We start from the raw sequence: 23,242 nt of genomic DNA, 5'->3' as shown, positions 1-23,242 counted from the left end.
TCCTTAATAGCCATACGGCTGTCTGCCGTATGCGCCCAAGCCGTAGCCGGGGAATGTGTTTTCTGCTCCTGTGATATATGCCTGTGCTGAAGGTGCGCCTATAAGCGAAGTCTCGCCCTTTGATGAGCGGATAGTTGCCTTGTACCAGACAAATGTCCATGATTGGCTTTCATTGTAGATGCAATATTGAGTCCCGCCTGTAGCAGTCAGTTCAGTCAAAAGCGAGTAAGAATTTCCGTCAAAACTGCGGTAAACTTTTACAAAATCAGCACTTGTCGGAACACCTGCCAGTTGAAGCGTTACGCGTGATTCCATGCTCGGCAACGGCTGAATTGATGCGATAGAGATAGCTATAGTTCCAGACGGCACGTTAGAACCGCCTATCGTTCCTGTCGGAACATAATCCTCGATGTAAACATTCGGCAGTTCTTCCACATATCCCTCTGGGTGAAACGCCGCCCGCTTATACTCAATTGCCTTTGCCCTGTAACAGCCAGGGTCTGTTTCATCGAAGCCGACAAGCATCCATTCCCGGTTGTTTAGATAGGGATCTTCCGTACTGACAGTTTTTATTACTGATCCGGGAGATAGATCCCAAAGTAACGGTTTCATGTCGAATTCAAGCCATTTGCTGGCTTGTGACCACAATGCGTGATACCATCCGAGTTCCCAAGCCTTCGCCTGTGATGTGATTCCGTAGAGGTCGATGGTCTTTTCATTTACGACCCCTGCTTTTTGCTGAAGGATAATATCTTCAAGCACAATGTCCTGTGCAGTGGATTCAACGGCACTATCAACGTATTTGATAACAAAACGGTTCGGGATATTACTCATTGAAGTATCGCCATAATTAGCGTTATCAGACATTGTCATCATGTCTACTGTGCGTGTGTTCAGAGCGGTGATTTCCTCATCAAACACACAGGCCAATTTGCCGCCGTATTCCCCAAGGAGCAACCTTCCAGACTTGCACATGTCGGAGATGACAGACTCAAAGTTGGAGACGGCACAATAGGCACGGTTGAAAGTGTAGTTGTACTCATCACACTTTGCTCCCGCCTCCATAAAGCTGATCTCGTCAATATAATCTGCGCCGATGCCGAGGCTCACTTCCTTGTTTTTCAGCACCCACAGCAACGCCTCGGAAGGATTTGATGGTCCTCCCGTGACCATTCCCGTGACGGTGGGTTTGACGAATGTTCCATCAATGTCGCGGATATGCACAACGAGAAGCGAAGTTCCGTAACTCTCGACGGTCTCACTCTGTACCGCCGTGTCTTCCAGTTCGACCGAATCGAGATATAACTGCCCTTCATTCGAGGCTGAAATAAGTTCAACTTTGACTTTGAATGTTCCCTTGTAAGGCAAATTGACCTCATAAACGCTTTCCTGTGTTCCTGCAACGTTTATCGTTTCAGAATCTTTCCCCGCTTCTACAGTCTGAGTCGCTGTCTTAAAAACAGAACCGTTGAACAGAACTATTTCGGGGTTTCCAGAAACTTCCGTGCTGTAGAAAACCGTAACCTTAAACGCCTGTGTAGTCCCGCCTTCTTTAAACTGGTGGATAAGGCGCACGGTACATTTGATCGGAGAACTACCCGCATCATGTGTAGCTTGCAGATTGTAACTTTCAGCGGGGATGTCAAGTTTCGCCTCTTTCTGAAAAACATGCTTGCCGTCCGATTTCCAGTAAATATTGCATCCTCTTCCTATTTCATAAAATCTGCACCAATCATGATCACGGTCATATAGGTCGGGATTCGTCGTATATCGTGAGAACCGAGACAATAGCGTATCATTCAGCCAGACCGCTCCGACAGAGGTCGCATAATCGGGGTCAAGAGAACTCCAATCTTCGCCCACGGCGCAAACAAGCCACATGTCCTGATACTGATCGCCTTCAAGCCGATAGTGGATTATCGGCATCGTTGAACGTGCCGTTCCGAACACTAGCGGGATCGGGGTCTGCGAACTGGTCGGGTGTGCCCAAGGTCCTCCGCCAACGCCCGGATCTGAAAATGAGGATTGCGGCGAACTGGATGAACTGTAGTCTTTATATGTCAGCCAAGAATAGATCGCCGCTCCGACAAACAGCCATCCAAGCAAGCCTGAGAACATTCCCGCTATTGCCAAGTCAACACCCCCTTGTAGTACCGCATAAACCTGTCAGATTTTGCTTCAACAAACGTAACATTACCCGCATGAACAAAAGTGTCGTCGCCTGTGAATATTCCTAAATGCTCTTTGCCGTGAATCTCAAATATCCCAAAATCCCCGCGCTTCGGTTTACGTTCGACAACCTTCCACCCCAAAAGCTCCGCAAGGTCGTTCATACTCCAATCAAGCCAGTTTTTGGGAATCAAATCATCCCAACCATAAGAAAAAGAGGCAAGGTGAATACACGTCACACCCTGCCTCCATTCTGCTCTTGCAACTGGTTTTCCGACCCAAGACCTTGCACGAGCAACAATCTCATCTTCCGAATATGGGCAAATGAATTTCATCGCCACATTACCCTTCGCTGTCTCGCCGCAACCCAAGGAAAACCTCCGAATCTGGCAACAGCACCCTTTGATGTGCAATCAGTTTTTGTCTTTGTGCAGATACCATCTTCGCCTAAGTACCCGCAACGGACTCCCTTGAAAACGTGGGAACAGCCCATGTTCATCAGCCGTTTCGGGAACGATGCCCCAACATCAATCAAGGTTTTGCTTACGGTGAAAAGTATCCCTTTCTTGTCTGGCGAATAACTCCAATCCTGTATATAACCATCAAGCAGAACAATGTCAGAACCTTCCTCATCCGAATGGTCAGGAAATATCCTCCGCAAAATGCACCTTGATCCACGAAAGTCCGTTCCGCTTGCAAGCATTGTGCGGATCAAATCGGTCTGCGTTTCTGGCAACGTGATTTTAGTCATCTTGCTGATGTTTGAAAGTTCGACTTTTATGCCCTCACGTGCGAAGGGATAAGGGGTATAAACTCGTTCTTCATAATCGAAAATAGTTTCTGAAAATACCGCTGGCGGTTCCGTCCCTGTGCCATAATCAACAGAAACAAAAGTATTAATATAGTCAACTTTACCCGTTGCCGTTATCGCATATCCTAAAGACCCATACATTCGCATAGCAGTTATTCCACCAGAATCAGCTGTAGGTAAAATACATTCTGCTGTCGAAGCATCTGCCATTTTTATTGCAACTGCCTTGTTATGGAATCCAGTTCTTGGATTAAATATACAATACGGAAGATAACCGTCTGTTATTTGCCCTAATGCTATTGCAAAATCCTCCCACTCATCAATCATCAAACAATTAGGGGAGAAGGGCAAACTTGGAAGCGTTGAAGTGTAACATCCGTGATCACCTGCGATGTTGGTCGATGCACCATATTGGACAATACTGTTGCCCTTAATGGCATAAAACAAGGCTTCGTTTTTTTTATTCAAAGGACACGCTTTAATTGCACCCTGTGGGATTGCATAATACAATGATGAGATTCCACCGCTGTTTGTATCTTTAATTGAGTTTGAGGTTTGATAATTCTTAAAGGTGATTCCACTGCCGTTGAATCTCTTTATAGTCATATCCCCTCCTTCAGCATCAGTAGCAACGTTGATATATTTATGTTTCTGTGCGGGGTTTATTCCCAGTGTGCTTATTCCGCTTCTTGTAGAGATAACAGACGATCCAGCATAAAACGCAACAGGCAGCATCGTTGACTTAGATACGTAAATAGTGCAGTCAATTGAAGATGCAAGACCAAGCAACCCTGTTTCAGTATTGTCGTTAAGCACGTCTGTTATTAGTGCATTTCTTATCACAGTGTCTCTAGGAAAAAGCGATCTATTCCCGGATGTAAGGTGCAAATAATAGTAATTATCATCTTCCGCAACCATTTTGACAGCTTCTATATTTTGAGCAGAAATAATTGGATACCTTCTATCATTAAATGCAGACGGTCCCAGTTGTTGTAAATTTGCGTTCAATCTGTTGAAATAAGTAATATCTTGTCTGATTAACGAAGATAATTCTGCCGCAGTAGCGCAACCCATAATAGATTCAATTGAAACCGTAGAGACCTCAAAAATATAATAGGCTCCAATCCATTGTGCAGATGAACTACTGTGATTAAAAAACATAATGCTGTCGCCTAACATAAAAATTATTCCACTTCGTATCGTATTAACAGCTTTATACGTAACAGGGAAAACAGCAGAACTACTCCAACTCGACCAAAGCCATATTATTGTGTTGGTGGTCTTGTCATATAACATTATATAGGGGTCATCACTTCTAAATGCCAACAGCAACTTTGTTTCTGTTTCGTGTAAAACCGTTGGGCTTCGGTGTCCGAAAAGCCAATTCGTAGCTGTTGTAAACCCCTCCGTTGTAATTACCCCGTTATATTCAATGCTTCTTGTGTCATAATCTAAAGTCCATCTAAACAGCGTTGTTGAAGATGATCCCCAAATTATTGCCTTCCTTCCTGCAATCGGAGTTACTCCGAAAATCTGCACATTTGTTGGAAAAGAATACCCAGCGGGACTAGGAATATTCCCGACTTTGTACGTAAGCCAATCAGTGACAAGAAACTCGCCATCATTTGGGACAACGATGTTGCTAATTCCGTCAAACACGTATTCTGACGTGTCCATTTCCGGCAAAGAATAAACGTCTGCCCATCCATCTTTTTCTAAAACAAACTGCACCGTTCCAGTCCCGGAATTAAACCATGCTATCCCCACAGAGCCATAAACTCTTGAATAAAACATTGACAACCTATGAGATGGGTCAGCACTTGTTATAGCACTTAATACTGTTGCCCCTGTCTGAGAAACGTTTGTAACTGAAATCGCATTGGTATTATATTCGTTGATTTGGGGCAAAGTTTTTCTTATCCATGGCGTGGATGATACTGGATTCCAAAATAAAGAATATATTGTTCCACTTGAGTCTTCGGGAAAAACCTGAATGTCGTATATAAGAGTTTTAGGCAAGTTACCCATTGATCTAGAATATACAATATTTCCTTCTTTGTCGGCATATACAAGAAACCTATTAGCGGAAGAGGCTGTATTGAATTCTGACACTAACCAGCCCACGGCTTGATTCGTAGCATCCCACCACGCCCCATAAGCCTGATAAACAGGCGCACCGACCGTTGTCGGTCCTTTTATTATTTTTGATGTGCCTGTAGTCAGGTTTATTAACCTCAATGTTGGATAATTGTCTGCGTTTACTTCAATTACTTGGAATATAATATGTTGTCCTTCGGTTGTTACTGCCATTTTAGGCAAAAAACACGCAGACCTGTCACCGATTCTGCTATATCCCTGCATCCCAATTTCTGTAGAAACCCTTATGCTTTGCATATCAAAAGTGCCGGGCTCATAGGGGGAGGTTTTTTCCCTTCTTTTTGTGAAAGCATATAGGTCGGCTTGTTCTTTAGCGTTGATTAGCCTCCACCATTCGTTGCCAACTTCAATTTCCAAAGTTTCAGCAACCTTGACCCCGCTCTTACCGAGATCGAGCGCAACCGCATCGGAAATAAAATCACTCTTGTTCATTATTACACCCCCGAAACCTCTATCTCCAATGGATGCGCCTCGCTGATAAGAATCGAGCAGCTCCAGTGTGTTTTTGAAACGCGCTGGAAGAGCAGCGATGAAGAGCTGAAACGGACATAATAAGTTGTTCCGTCAGTAGGATTGACCCATTTAAAGGGAATGACCCGTCCTTTGTGGTCCTCCCAAAACGTTTTCAGCGTTGCTACTTCTGCGCCGGTCATAGCATGTATGGTTAATGACCATGAGTTCCCCAGGAATGCATCAACATACAGCCATTGGGACAATCGCGATGGAGATGTAAATTCCACCGCTATATCCTCCTGGCTGACTTCAAGAACCGAGTATGAGGGTATGCTTATCGTTGCCAATTCGGCAGCGTTGTATTTAGTTATTGCCGGTACTGTCATCGTGCTGCACCTCCAAATGCCAAACTGCCGCGCTCGATCCGCTGTCTCAATACATGATTTGTTACGATCTGAGATCCGGGATACTTGGTCATTGCTTCATATGTAACCTGTTCCAGGTCACCTTTATCCAGGACATTTATAATTACAGGAGAAGAGGATTCATCGCTTGCAATTACCCCAAGTTCTCCCTTGCCGTTGCGTTTAAGTTTGAAGACTCCTTCCGGACCGGCCTCACCCATTAATCCGATTCCGCCGGCATGAGGGAAAAGGGTAGGGCCGTTGACGATCCCTCCGGAAGCAAACGCAGTTACCCCGGTCTGATCAAAGACTCCACCGTCTCTAAAGATACCCAGGCCACCGATAATAGGGCCTAAAATTCCGCCTGTGCCAGACGACCCAAACAACATTTTCATAATAAATGCCTTCGCAATGACAGCACCAATGTCCGCAAGCACTTTATTGAGTGCGTCGCTGAGAGATTCAGATCCGCGGATCGCCGACACAAAAGCATCTCCAATCGCATTAGGTACAAGTGCTATTGACTGACGCATGTCATCCCAGGCAGCTTTAACCTGGCTGGCGGTGGTTGCAAGTGCCGAAGCCTGGCCAAGCCTGAACGCTTCCAGTTCGTCTCTGGCCATTTTTACAATCGCAGGGTATTCGGCAAATTTGTCCATTATATTGATAAGCATCGATTCATACTCAGCTCCGGTAATTGTTCCTGATTCCATTTGAGCTTTGAATGAATCAATGGATTTTGCGGCGATATCTCCGCCTTTGTTTTGAATTTCAGCGAATGCCTCTTTCATTGGCTCGCTCCAGTTGGCAATATTGGACATGTCACTGCCAATCTTTTCAAGCTCGCCCCTTAGCTCAATAAATCTGTCTTTAAGAAGCGACAAATATTCTTCATCGCCCAACAGACCCATGGAATTTTCCCATCCCATATCTTCATAGAATTTTGCTTCTCCCTGGGCTACGGCATCTGTTATTTCAAGAGAAAGCTGTTTCTGGGCTTCCATTCGCTCTATTGCAAAAGCGACCTCTTCACCGGCTTTCCTGGCCGCTTTAGCAAGAGCTTCCTCAGCTTCTCTTGCCTTCTTAGCGGCATCGGCTGTGGAAGATTTCCCTTTTTTCGTGCTTGATCCGGATCCGCTCATGGGCTCAACTTTTTTTGTCTTCGGCAATGACGAAAGAAAGGAATTAAGATTAAAGGCTTTTAAGTCTTCACCAGCTGCAGTTTTTTTTATCCTTTCCTGCAGATCTCCCATTCCGGTGTTTTCCTTCCCCGGGGCGTATGGAGTATAGGTTGGCTTATTTCTGTTGACATATTTATTTAAATTTTTGCCGAACATGTATCCGGTCCCGATCGCAGCTCCGCCGACAAGCAGAGCTGCTCCGACAGGAGACGCGGCAAGGACAGCATTAAGTCCTGCTAATGCCTTGACTGCACTTCCCACGATCGCAATGTATGACCCGATGGCGAAGGTTCCAGCAACAAAGCCAGCGGTCAAGAGCCCTATTTCCACTTTGGTCTGGTCAACCTCAAGGTTCATGTTATCCAGGGCTTTGCTCAGTTTAGGCATGTGTTTTTCTGCAACTTTCAAAATGGCAGTTCCAAGAGGCTCCAGCGTTAGCGAGACCTGATTCTTCAAACGCCCCATTTTTTCTTCAAAGCCATCAGTTTCCTGTGCTGTACGTGCAATTTGTCCCTCTGCTGACATGAGGGCTTTTACAAGTTCGTCTACTTCGAAGCGTCCCTCACGGATCGCGGCTGCCATATCTGCGCCCGCCCTGCTGCCGAAAGTTTCAATAGCAATAGCGGCTGCTTCTCCGCCCGTCTTTGCGTTTTTTATCGCTTCAATACTTGCCTTTAATGCTCCTGGAAGATCGGTTGCACCTGCTTTCGCAAGTTTTCCCAGGGCAATCCTGAGAGATCCCATTACAAGTTCTGTATTGACGCCGGCCCTTTCAAATGCGGCAAGTGTGGCAATTGTGCTGTCTACATCAAAACCCATCTGCCTTAGCGCTGAGCCATATTTATACATTTGAGAAGAAAGAGTTCCCATTGCTACGCCTGTTTGCTGTGAAGCAAGGAAGATCTTATCGAGGAAACCAGAGCTGTTATCCAGAGAAACGCCCCAGTCGTTCATTGCCTTGGTCGATTCTGCAACGACAGAACTCACATCTTCACCGAGCAGCCTGCTAGCATCAAGAGCCTGAACAGACAGAGCCTCAAGAGTTTTTCCTGTAGCCCCTGTCCTTGTATTAAAATCGGCAATGACCTTGGATGTTTCGGCCATGCTCTGAGGAACAGATTTAGCAACAGATCTGAATGACTGCTCAAGTTTTTTTAGATTCTGTCCGGTGGCACCTGTCCCTGCCGCTATGACGTCAACGGCATTGTCATAATCCAGAGCGATCTTTGTAGCTATCCCGCTGATCGCAATAAGGGGGGCAGACAGCTTGGTAATAGTACCGGATAAATTCTGCATTCTCTTTCCGGTACGCTCGATGACATTCCCCATCTTTTTGAAATTTTTCTCAGCTTCAGAAATATCCGCACCGAAAACATACTGCAGCTTGCGCTTTGCCGCCATGTCCGCACCTCCTTTAAATAAAGCCGAACGCTGCCCCCTGACAGAGGCAGCGCCTATTTGATCCTGTTTCTTTTTTTGCTTCTGATTCTTTCCTTTGCTATCTCATAAGCTTCCCGGTTCCCCAATGGCCTCATGAGTTTCTCATCCCAAACTCCGACCATGTCCTGTACAGACGGGGCTTTCTTAACCCAGCAGCTCATCAGCCACTGTGCAAACTGGGCTTGTTTTTGCATTTCAAGATAATCTTTATATCTGCGTGCGATGATTAGGTCATTAAGCTCACCGATAGTGACGCGCCAAAGATCCTCATGACTTAGTTCCAGAGGACCCAGAGCAAACAGCAGATACTGCTGAAACCCCAGCTCTGTGTCCTCCGGTGTCAGTTTTTTTCTTCTTCGTTTTCCTCTTCCGGAACTCTTACTTTGCTTTGTACAGATCGGCAGAGTTCGTCAAACATTTCAGGAAGGAATTCATAAATCGGGGTAGTGTCAGGTTCATCAAGCAGCATTGCTATCTTATCCTTGCCGGGGATCTGCTTTTTCTGGTTATGGAGTATTCCGGCCCAAAGAAGCGAAACAATGTCGCTGTACGAAATATCTCCTGTCGCAGCCCTCAGGCCGTTGTCTCTGATAAAAGATGATATCGTTCGTCCGGGCATGGACTCTTCCAGCCTTTTACAGGCCCAGAAGGGGTACCTTACTTCATACTCTTCTCCTGCAAGACGTATAAGCAAACTTATTCACCTCCGGTCAAGGCTGTTTCTGCCAGCGCTGTAACGACGCCGTCCCCTGTTTCTCCGGCCTTAAGCGATGCAGTAACAAGGGCTGAGGCATCCGGGTTCGCATTAAGGGCAATAACAAGCCCTGCTGCTGTAGTTACAATGTCTGATGTCGCGTCTGTCCCCAGATTAACTGAGATAACCTTATTGGTGACGCTGATCGACATCGAGGTACTTGCTGCGGCAGAATCCACCAGCTTGATTTTGATGTCGTTGCCGGCGGCCCCTGCAGCTTTCGCAACAAGTGTTATATCGTTGTTATCTCCTGCCATCGAAGTGGTAAGAGATGCAAACTTCCCCTGGACAGTTCTTGATACAGGGCCGGTTCCCTGGAATGTAACAGCAGATCCTACGGCATCCTCAGTTGCACCTGAGAAATTCCATCCCGTGACCATTGCTGTAAAGGAATATACCTTCTTTCCGCTGCCGACTCCCTGAGGGTAGTAGTAAAACTTGATGGGCGTTCCTTCCCAGATGCCATCTTCAAGCACCTCTGCAACAGGATCGTCAGGATCGTAAAAGACGTTGCAGCTTCCATCGGCAACAGCCTGTCCAACCAAAAACTCCTTCCAGTCAGATTCCATCGAGGAAACATCGATCGTTCCGCGCGTTGTATTGAGAGCCCAGTCTTTAAGCGCCGGCAGGAGCGTTGGCACACCTGCAATTTCAATATATACCCGGCTGCCTCTTGCTGCTATTTTTGCCATTCCTTACAACCACCTTTCTAAATATTGTCGTAGGTACGAAATGTCATAACGAGGTGGGGCATAGAAGATTCTTCATCAATAATGAAGACGCTTTCGTCCAGGAAGTAATCCCTTGAAAGCGTCTTCATTTTTGCCTCTATCAATGCCTCAAACTCGCAGCATTTCTTTTTTCCAACGAAACTTGGATCTGTCCATAGATGAATGTCAATGAAACTTTTTCTTTCTGAGTCATCCATAAGACGCCCCTCATGCCGTCTTATCTGGTCAACGACTATATAGGGACAGACAGCATCTTTATGCGCCTTCAAGTCGTAAACTTCCGCAATGCCCGGAATACCTTTCAGGGCATTGTCAATTTCAATGATAATGTCCAAAGAGCTCAAGGCATCACCTCTTTCAGCACTTTCCCCATCCTCTCTTCTACAACGTCCTCTGTTTTTTCAACCGCCGGACGAAGAAAAGGATCTGGTATACGTGTCCTCGAACCGTATTCAACTGCAAAGGCGTAATACTCTTTCTGCCCATGTCTAGTTTTTTTAGGATTCTGAGGTTTCGGATAATCGCAGAAAACCTCGCCCCATGTAACATTTTTTCTTCTCTTGGTTTTTATGGACCGTTTTAGCCTGCCAGTATCTACAGGGACTATGCGCCTTGCCTCTTCGGCCACTATGTCAAGACAATCATCTACTGCTTTTTGTGCAGCTTCCCTGAACTTTCCGCCTTCCGCAGCCCTTCTCAGTTCCTCAAGCGCTTCCTTTTCTCCCTTACAGACGATAATTTTAGGCATTTTGATACACGCATTCTGCAATAAGGAGCCCGGTTTCATGGTCCGGAATAAGTCCCCTTACTGCAAGTTTTATGTCTCGCCACAAAGCAACATCGCCATACTGCAGAGGTCCATCATCCGTCAAAGCAAGGCGGATTTCATGTGTCCTAAGTTCTGAATCCTTCATTCCAACAAACCTATCGTTACTGGCGATCGCCCTTACAATGGCCCAAAGGTCAGAAATAAACACTTCACTTTCTTCCCTGCCGCCTCCGGAAGTTCGTGCTGAGGTTTTGCGATAAACCTTGATAGATTCTGTCAGGGCATGATCATTCAACCCTGGCTGCTTCATTGAAATTGTAAGCATACCGAAGTCGGGGATGATAGACCTGATTGTCCAGCGCTGGTCATCAACCATTAAAGTGCTGCCTGTTATTGGCAGATTAGGTATATCTTCTTCACGTACTAAAACAACAAGGGTACGTTCATACGTACCCTTGCCGGTCATCGCTTCCTGGGAAATAACTTCCTCCTTAACCGCGGAAATCAATCGTCCCCCGAAATTAATTATTCCCGCTAATTCTGAATTGTTAAGGAAGACAGTATTAATGTCGCTGCTGATCAAATCCTTAAGGCTCATAACACTGTCCTCCTTTAGTTATTATCCAGCAGTTGGTACGGGAAGAACTTCCCACTCCGTAGCGGCCACATCAAGGGTCACCGCACCGGTAGTATCGTCATGGGTGTGCTCCAGGATCTGGGTTGCGTCCACTGCTTCGGTCACATTTACCGTGATAAGTGCGACTCTGCCCAGCATGACCTTAGCCTTGGCCGCCGTTGTGCCTTTGGCTTCAATAACGATCCCAAAGAATACGTTGTTTGTTGGGGTCTTCGTGACATAGCCGTTCTCAGCATTCCAGTAAACCACATCACCCACAGCAAATGCGGCGTTGGTTACCGCTTTGACTTCCCACACTCCCTCAAGAACAACGGCTCCCGTTGCCCCCTTGGAAATGTTCGTCTCCGAGATCCCGCACATGCTGACCAGTCCGACAACATCTCCGACCTTAATATCAGCAGCTGCATCTGATGGATTTAGATAATTAATAACTCTTCCGGCCTGTACCGGCATTGCCTGTCTGCTCATAATATTTCCTCCTTATTTACCGGCGTTTTTGAAGAGTCCGCGGTAATCCCAGCACTTAACGCCGAAATCAATGCGAACCTTCCATTCCATCCCGTCAACGTCCCAGCCCGGCTGCTGTTCGATAACAGGAGCATTTACACCGTCGAGGAACGCGACTTCTATTGTATCGACCAGACTCGGAGATGCCGCGAGGAACCAGTCAGTGGCATCAGTGAGCTGAGCATCGCATATGATGCCAAATTTCTCCCTGAAGGGGTTAATGACTCCCGGGTTTACACCGGCGATATCTGCAGAGCTGAGAAGTACTTGTTCTGCCAGGGTTTCCTGTTCAGGCGGGATCAGGATGAAACTCGGATATATATTCAGGGTGTCCAGCTTCTGCGGATCCTGCTGCTTGCGCATCATCGACCTAGCCTCTGAAAGTGTAGTGGTGCTTATAGTTCCGTCAGTCCCTATATTCCCGTGGTCGGTATGGAACAGCACCTTACCGTCCTCGGCCATCGTTACCGTGTTATTTACCAGGATGGCATATACGGCTTTGTTGATAGTTCTCTTTGCAGCCGAGCCGAATTTCTGAGGCAGCCTGGTAAACGCCCTAAGGTCGTCGTTGATGATCGCCTGACGCGTCAGAGCAAACTTTTTGCCGTGCGTATAGATCCTGATCGAATCCTTGCTCTCGGCAAAATGTCCGAACTTGTACTCTCCGCCTTCGGGTACCAGATCAAGATCTGCCGTCTCGCTGAGCCTTATAGTTGTCTGCTCTTTAAAGTCGCTCAGGCTACCGACTCCGCACCATGCCTCCCATGTTGAAGGAGCTGTCCTGTAGGAATCCGCCAGAGTTGCCCTAGCAAGTCCGCCCAGGATATAGGGGAAGTCGTCTGTGGCAAAAGCCCTGCGTGCGACCTCCATTCTGGATTCTGCGTATCCTACACGCTCTCCGCTTCTTATAAGAGATTCCCTGGCAAGATCCATAAGGGAGATACCTCTGAAATTCTCCGCACCCGGAGCAGATGTTTCCATGCGGATTCCGGATCTCATCCTCAGACCGTCAACTACTGCGCTGCGGAATTTATCCCTTTCGTCCTCTGTGACCTGGGCTCTGCTGGTGTTGGCCGGAGCATTGGCTGCGCGGACCCTTTCAAGGACCTGTGCTCGTACGGCGTCAAGTTCGGCCCCATTGTCTATATAGCCCTGAGGGTCAACATTGAAATCCCTGCACAGCGATGTTATTTCGCTGATCCTTCTGCGTTCAGTGGCTGCCGCTGTTCTGGCCGCGTCGTCTGACTGCTGAGTTGCGGTGGACGTGGCTGCAACTGCAGGAGCCTGAACCGCAAATTCCTCCAGACTTCTTTCCATCGCATCAACGACCTGGTCATAGTCGTCAGCGCCTGCTGCCTCACGAAGGATCTCCTTCGCTTCTTTCATGTACTGTGTCAGAGTCCCTTTTTCTTTGCGGATCCTGACCGCAAGTTCCTGCATCCTCTCAAGAAAACTCATACCTTCATCACTCCTCTTGTCAATATTTATGTTGCGTCCGATTCCTACTGTCATATCAGCAGGAACGCTAACCAATGAGATTTCATATGGCATCCATTCACGTGCCACCATCGCAGGCCCGTCTACGTCACCTACCGTCACTCCTTCTTTAATTTTTTCCCAGCTGGACACACGGTACCCGACAGATATCCCTCTAAGCGTCCCGGATAAAACCTTCTGATACAGCTTCTCGGCTTCCTCATCCGAGTCGAATACTGCAATTGCCTTGCCCTTCTTGTCCGTTTCATCTATCCAGGCATTTTCAATTCTGCCTATCGGATGATCCGGATCGTGGTTCCAAAGCAAAACCCCTATCTCCAGAATCCTTGTCAGATCCACGGAGTCTGTATGCGAAAGAATTTCGTTGTAGTACTGGTCCTCCCACCAGTCATAACGGCGTACAGGCTCCTCCGATGAAAACGAAAGCTCCACGGACCTGTTGTCCCGCGGAGCTATTGTTACCCGTGCTTCCCTTGTGTGGATGTATCCGGGGCCGTACCTCTGGTCCTGTTCAGCCCTTAATCGTTCTCTTTCAGCTCTGTTGTGCGGAATTGTTCTCACCTCCATCTGTCTGGATTTTGTTCAGCGCCCTGACTTCTTGTATATAGGCCTCTTCTCTGGCTCTTTGCTCAACAACCTCCTGCCAGTCATATCCCATTTGACCGCAGGCATCCTGCAGCGTAACCATGTTTAATGCCAGCTGAGTTTCTATACCCTTAGCTTCTTTAAGAGGGTCAACCCACTTCCAGCCCGGTTTGATCCATTTGCATTTCTGATATTTCTTTTTGTTGGTCCAGTATCCTGGGATATTGATCTTGCCGTTCAGCACCATTGAGTCCAGCCATTGCCTGTATATGGGCTGGCAGAAGTTATCGATCAGATCCTGCTGCATCATTTCATAAGTCTTGATATCCTGCAGCCTTCCTTCGCGGGCGGATGAATAATTTACCTGGCTGAGATCCCTGGACAATGCCTCGTATGACAGACCCAGTCCCATGCCGATAAATCTCAGTATGGCAGAAACAAAAGGAGCAGCAGCACCATTTGGCCTGCCTGGGGTAACAAATTCTGCCTTCTCCCCGGGAGCCAGACTTAACATCGTTCCTATTTCAATCTCGGTTATCTTCTGACCCGTAGGGGTTGTCATCTGACGCCCTATCGTGTTTCCGGGATGTTCTGAGGAAACAACGCCTGTCAGCGCACTTGCCATCCTGGCGGCTTTAAGCTCCGATTCAATAAACTCTCCGCAATCGCGTACATTTTCCATAATCCCCGCAAGCGCTGAAATTCCTCTTGTCTGTGGAGCCCTTAGCTTCAAAAATCCATGAATTACGCGGGACGCCTCTGTCCTAGTGATCTGGCCGATATTTCTGGGGTCAAACCGCAAATGATAAGCTACGGCCGCCATGTAATCATCAACCTCGACCCCGCCATAAACATACCGTCCTTCATGCTGTATCAGATCTTCTGCCAGCAGATCGCTTTCAATCAGTTGTAGAAGCAGAGGAAAATCTGAATTAATATTGGGACTGTATCCCATGATCACAAGGCTGTCCCCGTCCACGATCTTTCGCCTTAGGAACATCCCCTGCATCTGATAAAAATTAAGACTGCGCGATGCATCGCAGTTTTCCTTGCTGATCCATTCAGCCCACAGTTCTTCTATCCTGTCATTGATTTTCCATAACTCTGTCCCGTTATTGCTCACACACACTGCCTGCGGCTTAATCCCAAGGCCTACGACGTTTCGCAGGATTATTCCTACCGCCCCCTGGACTATTCCGTTGTTGCGTTCAAGGTCCCTCGCCCTTGCCTTTATCAGGTTCCTATAAGGTGCATCAGTCAGTTCTGCCGGCTGGTTTCTTGGATGCCACTGTCCGTATCTGTCTGTTCTCGCAGCTGTGTAATTTCTCTCAAGCTCTTTTCTATAGACCATGCGTTCATACGCAGATTTCGGGCTTACGTAGTTGATTATTTTATCCAGGTAATTCATCTGCCAACCCATCCCCCGAAAGAAAGACTTGTTCCTGTGACAGAAGCCAGTTGATGTTCAAGGTCTTTTCTTTCCTTGAGCAAGATAGAATAATCTGCCTTCCTAACAGAACGATTCATCATTGAATATTCCTGAGCTCCGTTTCTGATCGCGCGGATCGCTGCGTTCACTTCTGCCAGTTCAGCCCTGATTTCTTCTTCTGTCATGCTTATTCCTCCCTTCAAACAATCATTGATTTTCATTTGGAGGCATCAAATATCTGACTCCCATCCGTTCTGCAGCGGCAGTTGCCAGTACTGAACAGTCAAGAAGGTGGTTGGGAGTGTGTTCCGTAACCGGTTTCCAAACCTCTTTTACCCTTCCTTTTCCGTCTATCTCCTTGACTCTATGCTCAGAGCAGATCTGCTCGGCATACTCACGGTGTATCCCCTCATAAACAAACCATCTGGGAAGCATCTCATCGCTTGGATGTATACGCCCCGAGATAAAGTTCTTGTAATAATTTGTATCGACTATAAAAAGCTTAAGTCCGCCCCATTCAGCTTTTTCAACCTGGCTTTCCTGCAATGGAGATCTTGTAACGGCCTGACTGGATCCTTTCGTTGGAAATGCCACTCCCGGATGAGTCGCGCAAAATTCATAAACTTCATCGGTCCTGAATCCTGAATCCAAAAATGCAAGCTGCAGCAGTATCTCTTCTCCCTGTTCTGTCCTCCAGGGTTTATCCAGGATCCTTTCAACCTCACCCCATGTTTCAAGACGGCCATAATCGACCAGCCATGAGGTTATCTTCGGCCCCCATGCCCTGACCTCATACCAGAAATGATCAAGCTGGACATCTATCCCACATGTAAGTATCTCTGCCTCTTTGGGAACTGTCATTCTTTCATAAGGACGTTGAAGCTTCATTACTGCGTTACTGTTCATAGTGGCCGCGGAAGGTTCCCACGGAAGAGCAAGCCAGCCGTTCATAAAGTTCATAAAAGATATGGGATCATCCTTCGAGCGAAGAAATTTCTGCGCCACCTGCCCGAATGTCACCCATGGCGAATATATTGAGTTGAGGTTGTAGGCTATGCTTTCCGGTTTAGATCTTGGTTCTTTTTCTTCGACCCATATATTTTTATTTGAAGAATCCCTTTCCATCCTGACCGGACGCCACTCCCCGCGGATCAACATCTGAAGCTTCTCGATGTCGTGTATTTGTTCATGGCATACAGGACACTCATACCAGCTTTCAAGAAGGACTCGGGCGTCTCTATCATGTTTCTGGGAATCGCTGTTCAGTTCTTCCGGCCATTTAATGTTCTTAAGTTCGAGCTGCTGCATCGTTCCACAGTGGGGGCAGGGCACAAAATACCGTTTGCTTACCTGGCTGTTTAAAAATTCCTGCCAGATAACTCCCTCTGAATATGTGGGTGTGGAGGCCAGAACCTCTTTCCTGTGCGAAAAGGTTTTTGTTCGTTCACTTGCAAGTTCTATTGGGGAAGAATCCTTTCCCGACCTTACAGGAAACTTGTCGACTTCATCAAACAAAAGATATTTGACAGGTCGGCTTGCAAGCTTGGACGGACTGTTCGCCCCTACCAGTGCCAGATACATACCCGAAAATTGGACTTCAAGCGTTTCTGATGTGGTTGGATTCCACTTGGACTCAAGGGCAGGACAGCTCCTGATCATCGGTTCTATCCTGTTCTTGCTTATTGATCTGGCCAGTTCATCTGTTGGATAAACCATCAGCATGCTTCCCGGATCTTCGTCAACACAGTACCCTATCATGTTCATAAGGGTTTCTGATTTGCCCAGCTGGGTCCCGAAACAAAGGCTTATCCGTCTGACATACCGGCACTTGAAGTTGTTCATTATCTCTCTGAGATATGGAGTGCGTGATGTCTTCCATGGGCCTGGCATCGAGCTGCTTTTTTTGTCGAGTATCCTGTTTTGATCAGCCCAGTCACTGACCGTTATCTTCCTCGGAGGTCTCAAAGAGCGCAGCTCTTGGCGGTTCCATAAGATCCCTTGGTGCAGGAGTGGATATTCCGTTTCTGCTGTACCGTTCGAGAGTCTCATAGACAAATTGCTCCACCCTTTCTTCTATCATGTATCTGTATTCAGAATCAGGGAAGAGGAACCCTATTTCCTGCGGCAAACCAAGCAATGCGGCCTTGACCTCTACGCAGCGTCCGGACCATTCCCTAATAACATCCTCCCTGCTTATAAGCTTTCCTGCTTTTTCGTCCAGCTGGATCTCGGCCAATTTAGCGCGTGCTTCCCGCTCTTCAGTTTCAGCCTTAAGTTTTCTGGCCTTCATCTTCTTTTGATCACTGGGGCCTGTCTGTTCCTTTTGGGATTCCTTGAGATATGCGATGTATCTTTTTATCGTGGGGAACAGGTCAAACTTTCCCCTGGACGATTGAGGGATCACGCCCTCTTTTGACAATTTACGGACCCATTGAGGGGTCATGCCCAGAAGCACTGAGATCTCTTCTGTTGAATATAAAAGCATACTGTCAGTAACAGAAACTTTATTGTTGTCCGAGTTCAGTAATTTTTCGCCCATTTTTATGCTCCTATCATTTCACCCGCCTCAAACGAAACTAAGCAAATTGTAAGTTTCGAACATATAATTCCCGACACTCGTCCGCACCGCGGGCCCCATACCCCTCAGGAAGGACCCGCTAACTCCCCTCAAAGCCTTGGTATAACGGATATTTTGTCCATCAGTCCAAATCACTAAATAATCTGACATATCTAGTATTGTGTCAGATTTTATTGATCCTTTAAAAGTTGCTCTGTATCAAGACATCGTGGAAAATTGATTTGGGAAAAATGGGGTTATCCACAAAACTTTATGCTTTTTTATATAATCTGACATAACTATGCATAAACAGGCTATTTCACATATTTACCCGACATACCAAAGTCCACCTTACGGTAGATGTTTTCCAGCTGTTCATCAGGAATGCATGCATATCTGTGTGTAGTCTGTACGGATACATGACCAAATTCACGCTGAAGGACATCAACACCAACTCCATTTCTCCATGCCTGGTATGCGTATGTCTTCCTAAGAGAATGTGTGCCGATCGATCCTTTTATTCCGGCTTCATTTGCAGCCACAGTTATTACGTGCCAAAGGTGCTGACGGCTCAGTGATTTAAGCTTTCCTCCCGATCCCTTTTTCTGAGACAGGACAAGAGGCGTTTCACTCGTCCAGTTTTTCATGTTTTTAATGTGAGAGTGGAGTTCCTGTCTCATTTTGTCGGTCATGAATATATGGCGTTCCTTACCTGTCTTGATCTCAACTACCATAAGCCTGTCAATTATCTGGATGCGTGACCCTGAACCTGCCAGCACATCACCAACCTGCAGCGCCAGTATGTCAGAGCATCTCAGCCCCCAGTTAATTCCTATAAGCGCAGCAACATAATAGGTTTTATTCCAGTTTTTCAGGCAGCGGAGGAATGAATGTATCTCCGGCTGAGTTCTTATCGGAATCGTCTTTTCTATTTTGATCACCTTCCTGGATTGCTTTTTCTATCCTTTCTTTAGTCATACGGCAGAACTCCCCGGAGAGTTCCATTCCGATCCAGCGCCGCCCTGTCGCTTCGCATGCAGCTGCAGTTGTCCCTGATCCCATGCAGTTGTCCAGGACAGCATCACCAGGACGCGTGTATGTGCGGATAAGCCATTCAAACAGGGCCTGAGGTTTCTCGGTAGGATGGTTTGTCTGTCCTTCCTGCGGAAAACGGAGCACGCTTCTCGGATAACGTGTCCCGGTATTGTTCTCGGATTTCTGCTCCCTGAATTTGCCGTATATAGAAGTCTGTTTCCCGTGGTCCTTGGATTTGTAGGGAGTTCCTCGTGTCATCTGCGGTATGTATGTCGGCAGATGGCGGTAAAAGACCAGGATATTTTCATGTGCCCGAAGCGGCATCTTCCGTGCGTTAAGAAAGCCCAGGGCTTTTGCTTTCTCCCATATAAGCTCGTACCGGAATTTAAACATCCTTCCGGACGAAACAATAAGCTCCGTAGCAAAGGGCTGCTGTGCAGTAAGCACAACAGCCCCGTTTTCCTTAACTACCCGTCCCCATTCGCGCCAGAGAGGCGCAAGCGGGATCTTTACATCCCACTTACAGTCCGTGATGCCGTAGGGCAGATCGCAGAGGACCATGTCAACCGATCCGTTGAGGATCTTTCCAAAATGCTCCATGCAGTCACCGTGATACAAGCGGCCAAGTTTCGATTCAAAATATGTTGACATATAGACACCTCTTATATAATATAAGTTGTCTATGTGTCCGTGTCACATAGATATAAAAAGAGGCGGTGAAGAGTGGTCGCTCTTCCCGCCTCAGTAATACAAAAAAACATTACAGCTAATAAAAAAGCCGCCTTAAGGCGGCTCAATGTTTTTTTACATTCTATTTGCACAATAATATCTTACCATACTTGACTTTCCTTTTACAGTCCTAATTATCGGCGGTTTATATACCACTTTACCGGCGTATATTCAGAGCTGAGCAGCTGCCCTCTGCGGTATATTTCGCGGGATATATGGAGTATTGCAAGATCGCGTTCCCTGTCCATTGTCCTTATGCTCATGTTATGGGCTGAAGCGATCTGCATTTTTGTCATGAAGCCGGGAGATTTGAGCATCGACAGATCCCTCAATATATTTATCCTTTCCGGACATTCCTTTTCGTACCATTCAAAAATATTGTAATAGACATTCAGTCCGCCGTTTTTGCTTATTATGTCCCTGATCTGGTCTGCGCTTTCTATCATCTTCTGTGCTGCCGGAGTTTTACTCCCGCCGTCTATATGACACCCGAGATCTCCTCCGCTGTGCACAATGCTTACCATTTCCGCAATTTCGGCTGATTCAGGAAAAGGGGTACGGTTTGTGAAAGGGTACAGGCCAAGCGGATAATGGCCGAGAAACAAATAAAGCAGCCCCATGATCTGTTTCATTCCTTTTGGTATATAGCGCTCTCCTTTGCTTCTTGGCATATTTTTTCTTCTCCCTGTTTTTTATCCTGAAACCTTTTATTTCTTTTACTTTATTGCCCCATCATCTGCGGATCGAAGTCGTCTGCATCGGGCGGAAGCTCTCCGTAATCCTCTGCCGGAACATAACCATCCGCCGTTTTTGCGTCTTTCGGCAGCCATACAACCTTTGTCAGATTGTAATTAAAAAGCGTCGCGGTCAGGGTACAGCCGAGACGGCCATCTTTTGTCTGGTACATTTGAGGAATAGGGTCCTGGACAAATGCTTTTATCTTGTCGCCCTTCCTTATTCCCTCAAAGCTCAGTTTTGAGGCGTAATCGTTCCATGCGGTTATCTCCCACCACGCCTGATTCTTATTGTCATATGTCCCATCCTGCTTTTTTTCGCTTCTGCCGCATGCCATCTTGATTTTGAAATATTTCTTACCTTTTGGTGTTAAGCCTTCCTGTATATCAGCTATGTGCCCGTACAACTCCACTTTTGCCTGTCCCATGATCTGACCTCCTATACCGCTAATTTTGTCTGGACACGCATGCCCCGGTAATCCTTACAGCCTGTTAGAAACATTACATGTCCGAAATCTGTATCTTTTATCCGGCTGATTATTCTGAATCCGCTGCCGCTCCCGGCCATCTTCTCCAGCAGCTCCAGATTGCAGGCGTTGGTTGTTATCGTAATTGGCAATTTATGCGAATAACGGTAATCAATAAGGCTGAAAAGCCTCTCACTGACCCAGCCTGTGTCGTACTGAGTGCCTAAGTCATCCAGAACAACAAAATCGGCATTTTTTACAGCATCCTCTGTCGCTATTGATGTGTTGTTCTCAAAACCTCTCTTGATCTCATCCAGCAGGGTTATTACAGGCATAAAAAGCGCTGTTTTGCCATTGCTGAGATATTGTTTGATCTGAGAGATGGCAAGGTGCGTTTTTCCTGTCCCGGGAGGACCTCCAAGCAACAAAGACAAGCCGTACTGAGTGCATTTTTGCGTTAAGGACAGCGCCATATGTATTTTTTTGTCACACTCAAAAATATTGAAATTATCAAATGTGCATTCGGCATACTTTTCCGGAACTCCGCACCCTGCAACTGTCTTTTGCACCTGTACCTGCCTGCGCTCATCTGTGCCTCTCTGACAAGGTTCACCGGCAGTGGTAAAGACTAAACTTGAGCCAAAACCGACCCTGAAGGGCTTCATGACGTATCCGTGAGTCGGGCATTTATCTATTCCGGGACATTTTTGATGACAATTTTCATTTTTCATGGCAAAGCGCAGCCCTGATAAAGATTTTGGCAGATCCTGCGGATCGGCATCCGGGTAATATCCGCGCAGCCATTCAAAAAGTTTGTAATCAGCCTGGTCCATTCCCATTTTCTACGCCTCCCTCGATTCCGAATTCTGCCATCAATGCGGCCAGATTTTGTTCCTCCCATGTTTTGTTTTCTGCTGCTGTCGGCATTGTGACTTTTGGCTGCGCACGTGCTGACTTGGATGATTTCTGGTATTTGAGGCTGTCAAAGATATATTCAAACGACAAGGAAGATAAAGGCTTTCCCTGCCTGTTAAATCGCTCTGCCGCTTTTGTTATCTCCCGCTGTATCCTTGACGGCATGTGTATTTTTTCAAGTGCCATTACGGGCCCCAGCTCTTCCGGCAAGAGACCTTTACGCCCTGTTTTAAGCAGCAGGAATTCCACTGTCTCTTTCATGGCTGCAGGGATTTTTTTAATAAATTCTTCCTCGAGCGGAAGAGTCTCCTGTTCATCGGGAGCGGCTTCCGCTCCCTCTGAAAGAGTATCTTTTAAATCTGGTTCAGTTGGTTCTAGTTCTTTGCGACTCTCTGTCGTAACCCCTTGCGACACAGTGTCGCAACCCCCTGTTGCCTTATGTCCGATAATGCTGTAGGCGGAAGGGATTCTGGCGTTGTCTTTAAAGCGTCTTGTGATCTTCAGGTATCCGTGTTCTTCAAGTGTTTCAAGAGCTCTGTTTACAGAACGGTCGGAGCAGCTGGTACGTTTGGCAATTGCAGATGTAGACGGCCAGCATGTGCGCCCTTCAACTGAGGCAAAAGTACACAAAGCCGTATAGACGGCCTTTTCAAGTGTTGAAAGCCGTTCATCTTGCCATACACAGAGATCCACGATCACAAACCAGAAGTCGCGCTGATCATTTATTTGAACATTGGCGGTTTCTTCCATCTACTGCTCCTTATGTTCTGTCCATCTCGGACACCAGCATTTATCATGCGGTTTAAATTGCCGCCGTTCTGTATTCAGCCCGTTCCGGCATTCAACAATATGCGCGCTTTCGGTTATCCAGTAATCACCGATGATATTTCCGCAGTTAAAACAGTCACAGGCAGGTACTTTAACTTGCACAGCGATCAGCCTCCCTGAATGCAAAATTCATGCAGCAATCCGCATCATCGCCCTTCCAGTGCAGACGGCCGTCAGCCGCGCACCCGCGAAGATTGGAGCTGTAAAATCCATCCTGTAAATCAAAATAAACGCAGTCCTTGCACTTAACCTCGTTTTTCATAATGTCACCCTGATCTGATATACTTTTGTAAGTTGTTTTTTGCCTGCGGATGCGGGAAAAGCCGGACAAGGCCGTGAACCTTGCCCGGCTTCATCTTTCTGATATAATAGTGAGCATCCAAGTTTCACTATCTGTTTTGGTCTGCCCTCTCATTCGCAGTGAGAGGGTTCTTTTTATTCCTCGTCTCATAG

The 23,242-nt window shown here is 46.9% G+C and carries 23 protein-coding genes; all 23 read right to left on the bottom strand.

The features are described 5' to 3' along the window. Nucleotides 1-3: 3 nt before the first annotated feature. Entirely contained in the window at nucleotides 4-2,133 is a 2,130-nt protein-coding gene (locus CVV54_04410) for a hypothetical protein (protein PKL04730.1), read from the bottom strand. Beyond that, a complete protein-coding gene (locus tag CVV54_04405) occupies nucleotides 2,124-2,504 on the bottom strand; it encodes a hypothetical protein (GenBank protein ID PKL04729.1) in 381 nt (126 codons plus the stop codon). Before CVV54_04405 ends, CVV54_04410 begins: the two co-directional genes overlap by 10 nt. Then, nucleotides 2,501-5,569: a hypothetical protein gene (locus CVV54_04400; protein ID PKL04728.1), complete on the bottom strand. Its 3,069-nt coding sequence runs from the start codon at nucleotides 5,567-5,569 to the stop codon at nucleotides 2,501-2,503. Before CVV54_04400 ends, CVV54_04405 begins: the two co-directional genes overlap by 4 nt. A gap of 2 nt (nucleotides 5,570-5,571) precedes the next feature. Continuing rightward, nucleotides 5,572-5,976, bottom strand: a complete 405-nt coding sequence (locus CVV54_04395; protein PKL04727.1) for a hypothetical protein — start codon at nucleotides 5,974-5,976, stop codon at nucleotides 5,572-5,574. Then, nucleotides 5,973-8,576 (bottom strand): phage tail tape measure protein, encoded by a 2,604-nt coding sequence (locus CVV54_04390; protein ID PKL04726.1) that lies wholly within the window; start codon nucleotides 8,574-8,576, stop codon nucleotides 5,973-5,975. Before CVV54_04390 ends, CVV54_04395 begins: the two co-directional genes overlap by 4 nt. A 53-nt stretch (nucleotides 8,577-8,629) precedes the next feature. Further along, nucleotides 8,630-8,809, bottom strand: coding sequence for a hypothetical protein (locus CVV54_04385; protein PKL04725.1), 180 nt, complete (start codon nucleotides 8,807-8,809; stop codon nucleotides 8,630-8,632). Nucleotides 8,810-8,955: 146 nt separating this feature from the next. Next, complete coding sequence (locus CVV54_04380; protein ID PKL04724.1) at nucleotides 8,956-9,309, bottom strand: hypothetical protein; 354 nt, start codon at nucleotides 9,307-9,309, stop codon at nucleotides 8,956-8,958. A 2-nt stretch (nucleotides 9,310-9,311) separates the two neighbouring features. Next, on the bottom strand, nucleotides 9,312-10,061 hold the full coding sequence (locus tag CVV54_04375) for a hypothetical protein (GenBank protein ID PKL04723.1): 750 nt from the start codon (nucleotides 10,059-10,061) through the stop codon (nucleotides 9,312-9,314). A gap of 17 nt (nucleotides 10,062-10,078) precedes the next feature. Beyond that, a complete protein-coding gene (locus CVV54_04370; protein ID PKL04722.1) occupies nucleotides 10,079-10,444 on the bottom strand; it encodes a hypothetical protein in 366 nt (121 codons plus the stop codon). Beyond that, complete coding sequence (locus tag CVV54_04365) at nucleotides 10,441-10,887, bottom strand: hypothetical protein (protein PKL04721.1); 447 nt, start codon at nucleotides 10,885-10,887, stop codon at nucleotides 10,441-10,443. The genes CVV54_04370 and CVV54_04365 overlap by 4 nt, the downstream gene beginning before the upstream one ends. Next, complete coding sequence (locus CVV54_04360) at nucleotides 10,841-11,467, bottom strand: hypothetical protein (protein ID PKL04720.1); 627 nt, start codon at nucleotides 11,465-11,467, stop codon at nucleotides 10,841-10,843. The genes CVV54_04365 and CVV54_04360 overlap by 47 nt, the downstream gene beginning before the upstream one ends. Before the next feature lie 21 nt (nucleotides 11,468-11,488). Then, complete coding sequence (locus CVV54_04355; protein PKL04719.1) at nucleotides 11,489-11,974, bottom strand: hypothetical protein; 486 nt, start codon at nucleotides 11,972-11,974, stop codon at nucleotides 11,489-11,491. A gap of 12 nt (nucleotides 11,975-11,986) precedes the next feature. Then, nucleotides 11,987-14,077, bottom strand: a complete 2,091-nt coding sequence (locus tag CVV54_04350) for a peptidase (protein ID PKL04718.1) — start codon at nucleotides 14,075-14,077, stop codon at nucleotides 11,987-11,989. Further along, nucleotides 14,043-15,515, bottom strand: a complete 1,473-nt coding sequence (locus tag CVV54_04345; protein PKL04717.1) for a phage portal protein — start codon at nucleotides 15,513-15,515, stop codon at nucleotides 14,043-14,045. Before CVV54_04345 ends, CVV54_04350 begins: the two co-directional genes overlap by 35 nt. Beyond that, nucleotides 15,500-15,709 (bottom strand): hypothetical protein, encoded by a 210-nt coding sequence (locus CVV54_04340; protein ID PKL04716.1) that lies wholly within the window; start codon nucleotides 15,707-15,709, stop codon nucleotides 15,500-15,502. The genes CVV54_04345 and CVV54_04340 overlap by 16 nt, the downstream gene beginning before the upstream one ends. 22 nt (nucleotides 15,710-15,731) lie before the next feature. Beyond that, entirely contained in the window at nucleotides 15,732-17,573 is a 1,842-nt protein-coding gene (locus tag CVV54_04335; protein PKL04715.1) for a terminase, read from the bottom strand. An 822-nt stretch (nucleotides 17,574-18,395) separates the two neighbouring features. Further along, complete coding sequence (locus CVV54_04330) at nucleotides 18,396-19,022, bottom strand: hypothetical protein (protein PKL04714.1); 627 nt, start codon at nucleotides 19,020-19,022, stop codon at nucleotides 18,396-18,398. Continuing rightward, the gene (locus CVV54_04325) at nucleotides 18,940-19,767 is read right to left on the bottom strand and encodes a cytosine methyltransferase (GenBank protein PKL04713.1); all 828 of its coding nucleotides are present in this window, start codon (nucleotides 19,765-19,767) and stop codon (nucleotides 18,940-18,942) included. The genes CVV54_04330 and CVV54_04325 overlap by 83 nt, the downstream gene beginning before the upstream one ends. Before the next feature lie 212 nt (nucleotides 19,768-19,979). Next, on the bottom strand, nucleotides 19,980-20,516 hold the full coding sequence (locus tag CVV54_04320) for a hypothetical protein (protein PKL04712.1): 537 nt from the start codon (nucleotides 20,514-20,516) through the stop codon (nucleotides 19,980-19,982). Between the two features lie 50 nt (nucleotides 20,517-20,566). Beyond that, nucleotides 20,567-21,007 (bottom strand): hypothetical protein, encoded by a 441-nt coding sequence (locus tag CVV54_04315; protein PKL04711.1) that lies wholly within the window; start codon nucleotides 21,005-21,007, stop codon nucleotides 20,567-20,569. Nucleotides 21,008-21,018: 11 nt separating this feature from the next. After that, on the bottom strand, nucleotides 21,019-21,885 hold the full coding sequence (locus CVV54_04310) for a hypothetical protein (GenBank protein PKL04710.1): 867 nt from the start codon (nucleotides 21,883-21,885) through the stop codon (nucleotides 21,019-21,021). Next, nucleotides 21,866-22,711, bottom strand: a complete 846-nt coding sequence (locus CVV54_04305; protein ID PKL04709.1) for a hypothetical protein — start codon at nucleotides 22,709-22,711, stop codon at nucleotides 21,866-21,868. Before CVV54_04305 ends, CVV54_04310 begins: the two co-directional genes overlap by 20 nt. Nucleotides 22,712-22,880: 169 nt before the next feature. Further along, nucleotides 22,881-23,120: a hypothetical protein gene (locus tag CVV54_04300; protein PKL04708.1), complete on the bottom strand. Its 240-nt coding sequence runs from the start codon at nucleotides 23,118-23,120 to the stop codon at nucleotides 22,881-22,883. Nucleotides 23,121-23,242 lie beyond the last annotated feature (122 nt).

The organism is Synergistetes bacterium HGW-Synergistetes-1 (genome assembly GCA_002839185.1).
Taxonomy (GTDB): domain Bacteria; phylum Synergistota; class Synergistia; order Synergistales; family Synergistaceae; genus Caenicola.
Note: the sequence above shows the minus strand (reverse complement) of the source record. Positions and strands in the feature narration are given on the sequence as shown.

What these genes read in the sequence shown, in the direction of transcription:
- CVV54_04385 (PKL04725.1), bottom strand. Translation starts at nt 8,809, where the DNA reads ATGCAAAAACAAGCCCAGTTTGCACAGTGGCTGATGAGCTGCTGGGTT.
- CVV54_04310 (PKL04710.1), bottom strand. Translation starts at nt 21,885, where the DNA reads ATGGGAATGGACCAGGCTGATTACAAACTTTTTGAATGGCTGCGCGGA.
- CVV54_04350 (PKL04718.1), bottom strand. Translation starts at nt 14,077, where the DNA reads ATGGAGGTGAGAACAATTCCGCACAACAGAGCTGAAAGAGAACGATTA.
- CVV54_04335 (PKL04715.1), bottom strand. Translation starts at nt 17,573, where the DNA reads ATGAGACTCTCGAACGGTACAGCAGAAACGGAATATCCACTCCTGCAC.
- CVV54_04320 (PKL04712.1), bottom strand. Translation starts at nt 20,516, where the DNA reads ATGCCAAGAAGCAAAGGAGAGCGCTATATACCAAAAGGAATGAAACAG.
- CVV54_04340 (PKL04716.1), bottom strand. Translation starts at nt 15,709, where the DNA reads ATGACAGAAGAAGAAATCAGGGCTGAACTGGCAGAAGTGAACGCAGCG.
- CVV54_04405 (PKL04729.1), bottom strand. Translation starts at nt 2,504, where the DNA reads ATGAAATTCATTTGCCCATATTCGGAAGATGAGATTGTTGCTCGTGCA.
- CVV54_04325 (PKL04713.1), bottom strand. Translation starts at nt 19,767, where the DNA reads ATGTCAACATATTTTGAATCGAAACTTGGCCGCTTGTATCACGGTGAC.
- CVV54_04375 (PKL04723.1), bottom strand. Translation starts at nt 10,061, where the DNA reads ATGGCAAAAATAGCAGCAAGAGGCAGCCGGGTATATATTGAAATTGCA.
- CVV54_04360 (PKL04720.1), bottom strand. Translation starts at nt 11,467, where the DNA reads ATGAGCCTTAAGGATTTGATCAGCAGCGACATTAATACTGTCTTCCTT.
- CVV54_04400 (PKL04728.1), bottom strand. Translation starts at nt 5,569, where the DNA reads ATGAACAAGAGTGATTTTATTTCCGATGCGGTTGCGCTCGATCTCGGT.
- CVV54_04315 (PKL04711.1), bottom strand. Translation starts at nt 21,007, where the DNA reads ATGGGACAGGCAAAAGTGGAGTTGTACGGGCACATAGCTGATATACAG.
- CVV54_04365 (PKL04721.1), bottom strand. Translation starts at nt 10,887, where the DNA reads ATGAAACCGGGCTCCTTATTGCAGAATGCGTGTATCAAAATGCCTAAA.
- CVV54_04345 (PKL04717.1), bottom strand. Translation starts at nt 15,515, where the DNA reads ATGGGTTGGCAGATGAATTACCTGGATAAAATAATCAACTACGTAAGC.
- CVV54_04355 (PKL04719.1), bottom strand. Translation starts at nt 11,974, where the DNA reads ATGAGCAGACAGGCAATGCCGGTACAGGCCGGAAGAGTTATTAATTAT.
- CVV54_04395 (PKL04727.1), bottom strand. Translation starts at nt 5,976, where the DNA reads ATGACAGTACCGGCAATAACTAAATACAACGCTGCCGAATTGGCAACG.
- CVV54_04390 (PKL04726.1), bottom strand. Translation starts at nt 8,576, where the DNA reads ATGGCGGCAAAGCGCAAGCTGCAGTATGTTTTCGGTGCGGATATTTCT.
- CVV54_04305 (PKL04709.1), bottom strand. Translation starts at nt 22,711, where the DNA reads ATGGAAGAAACCGCCAATGTTCAAATAAATGATCAGCGCGACTTCTGG.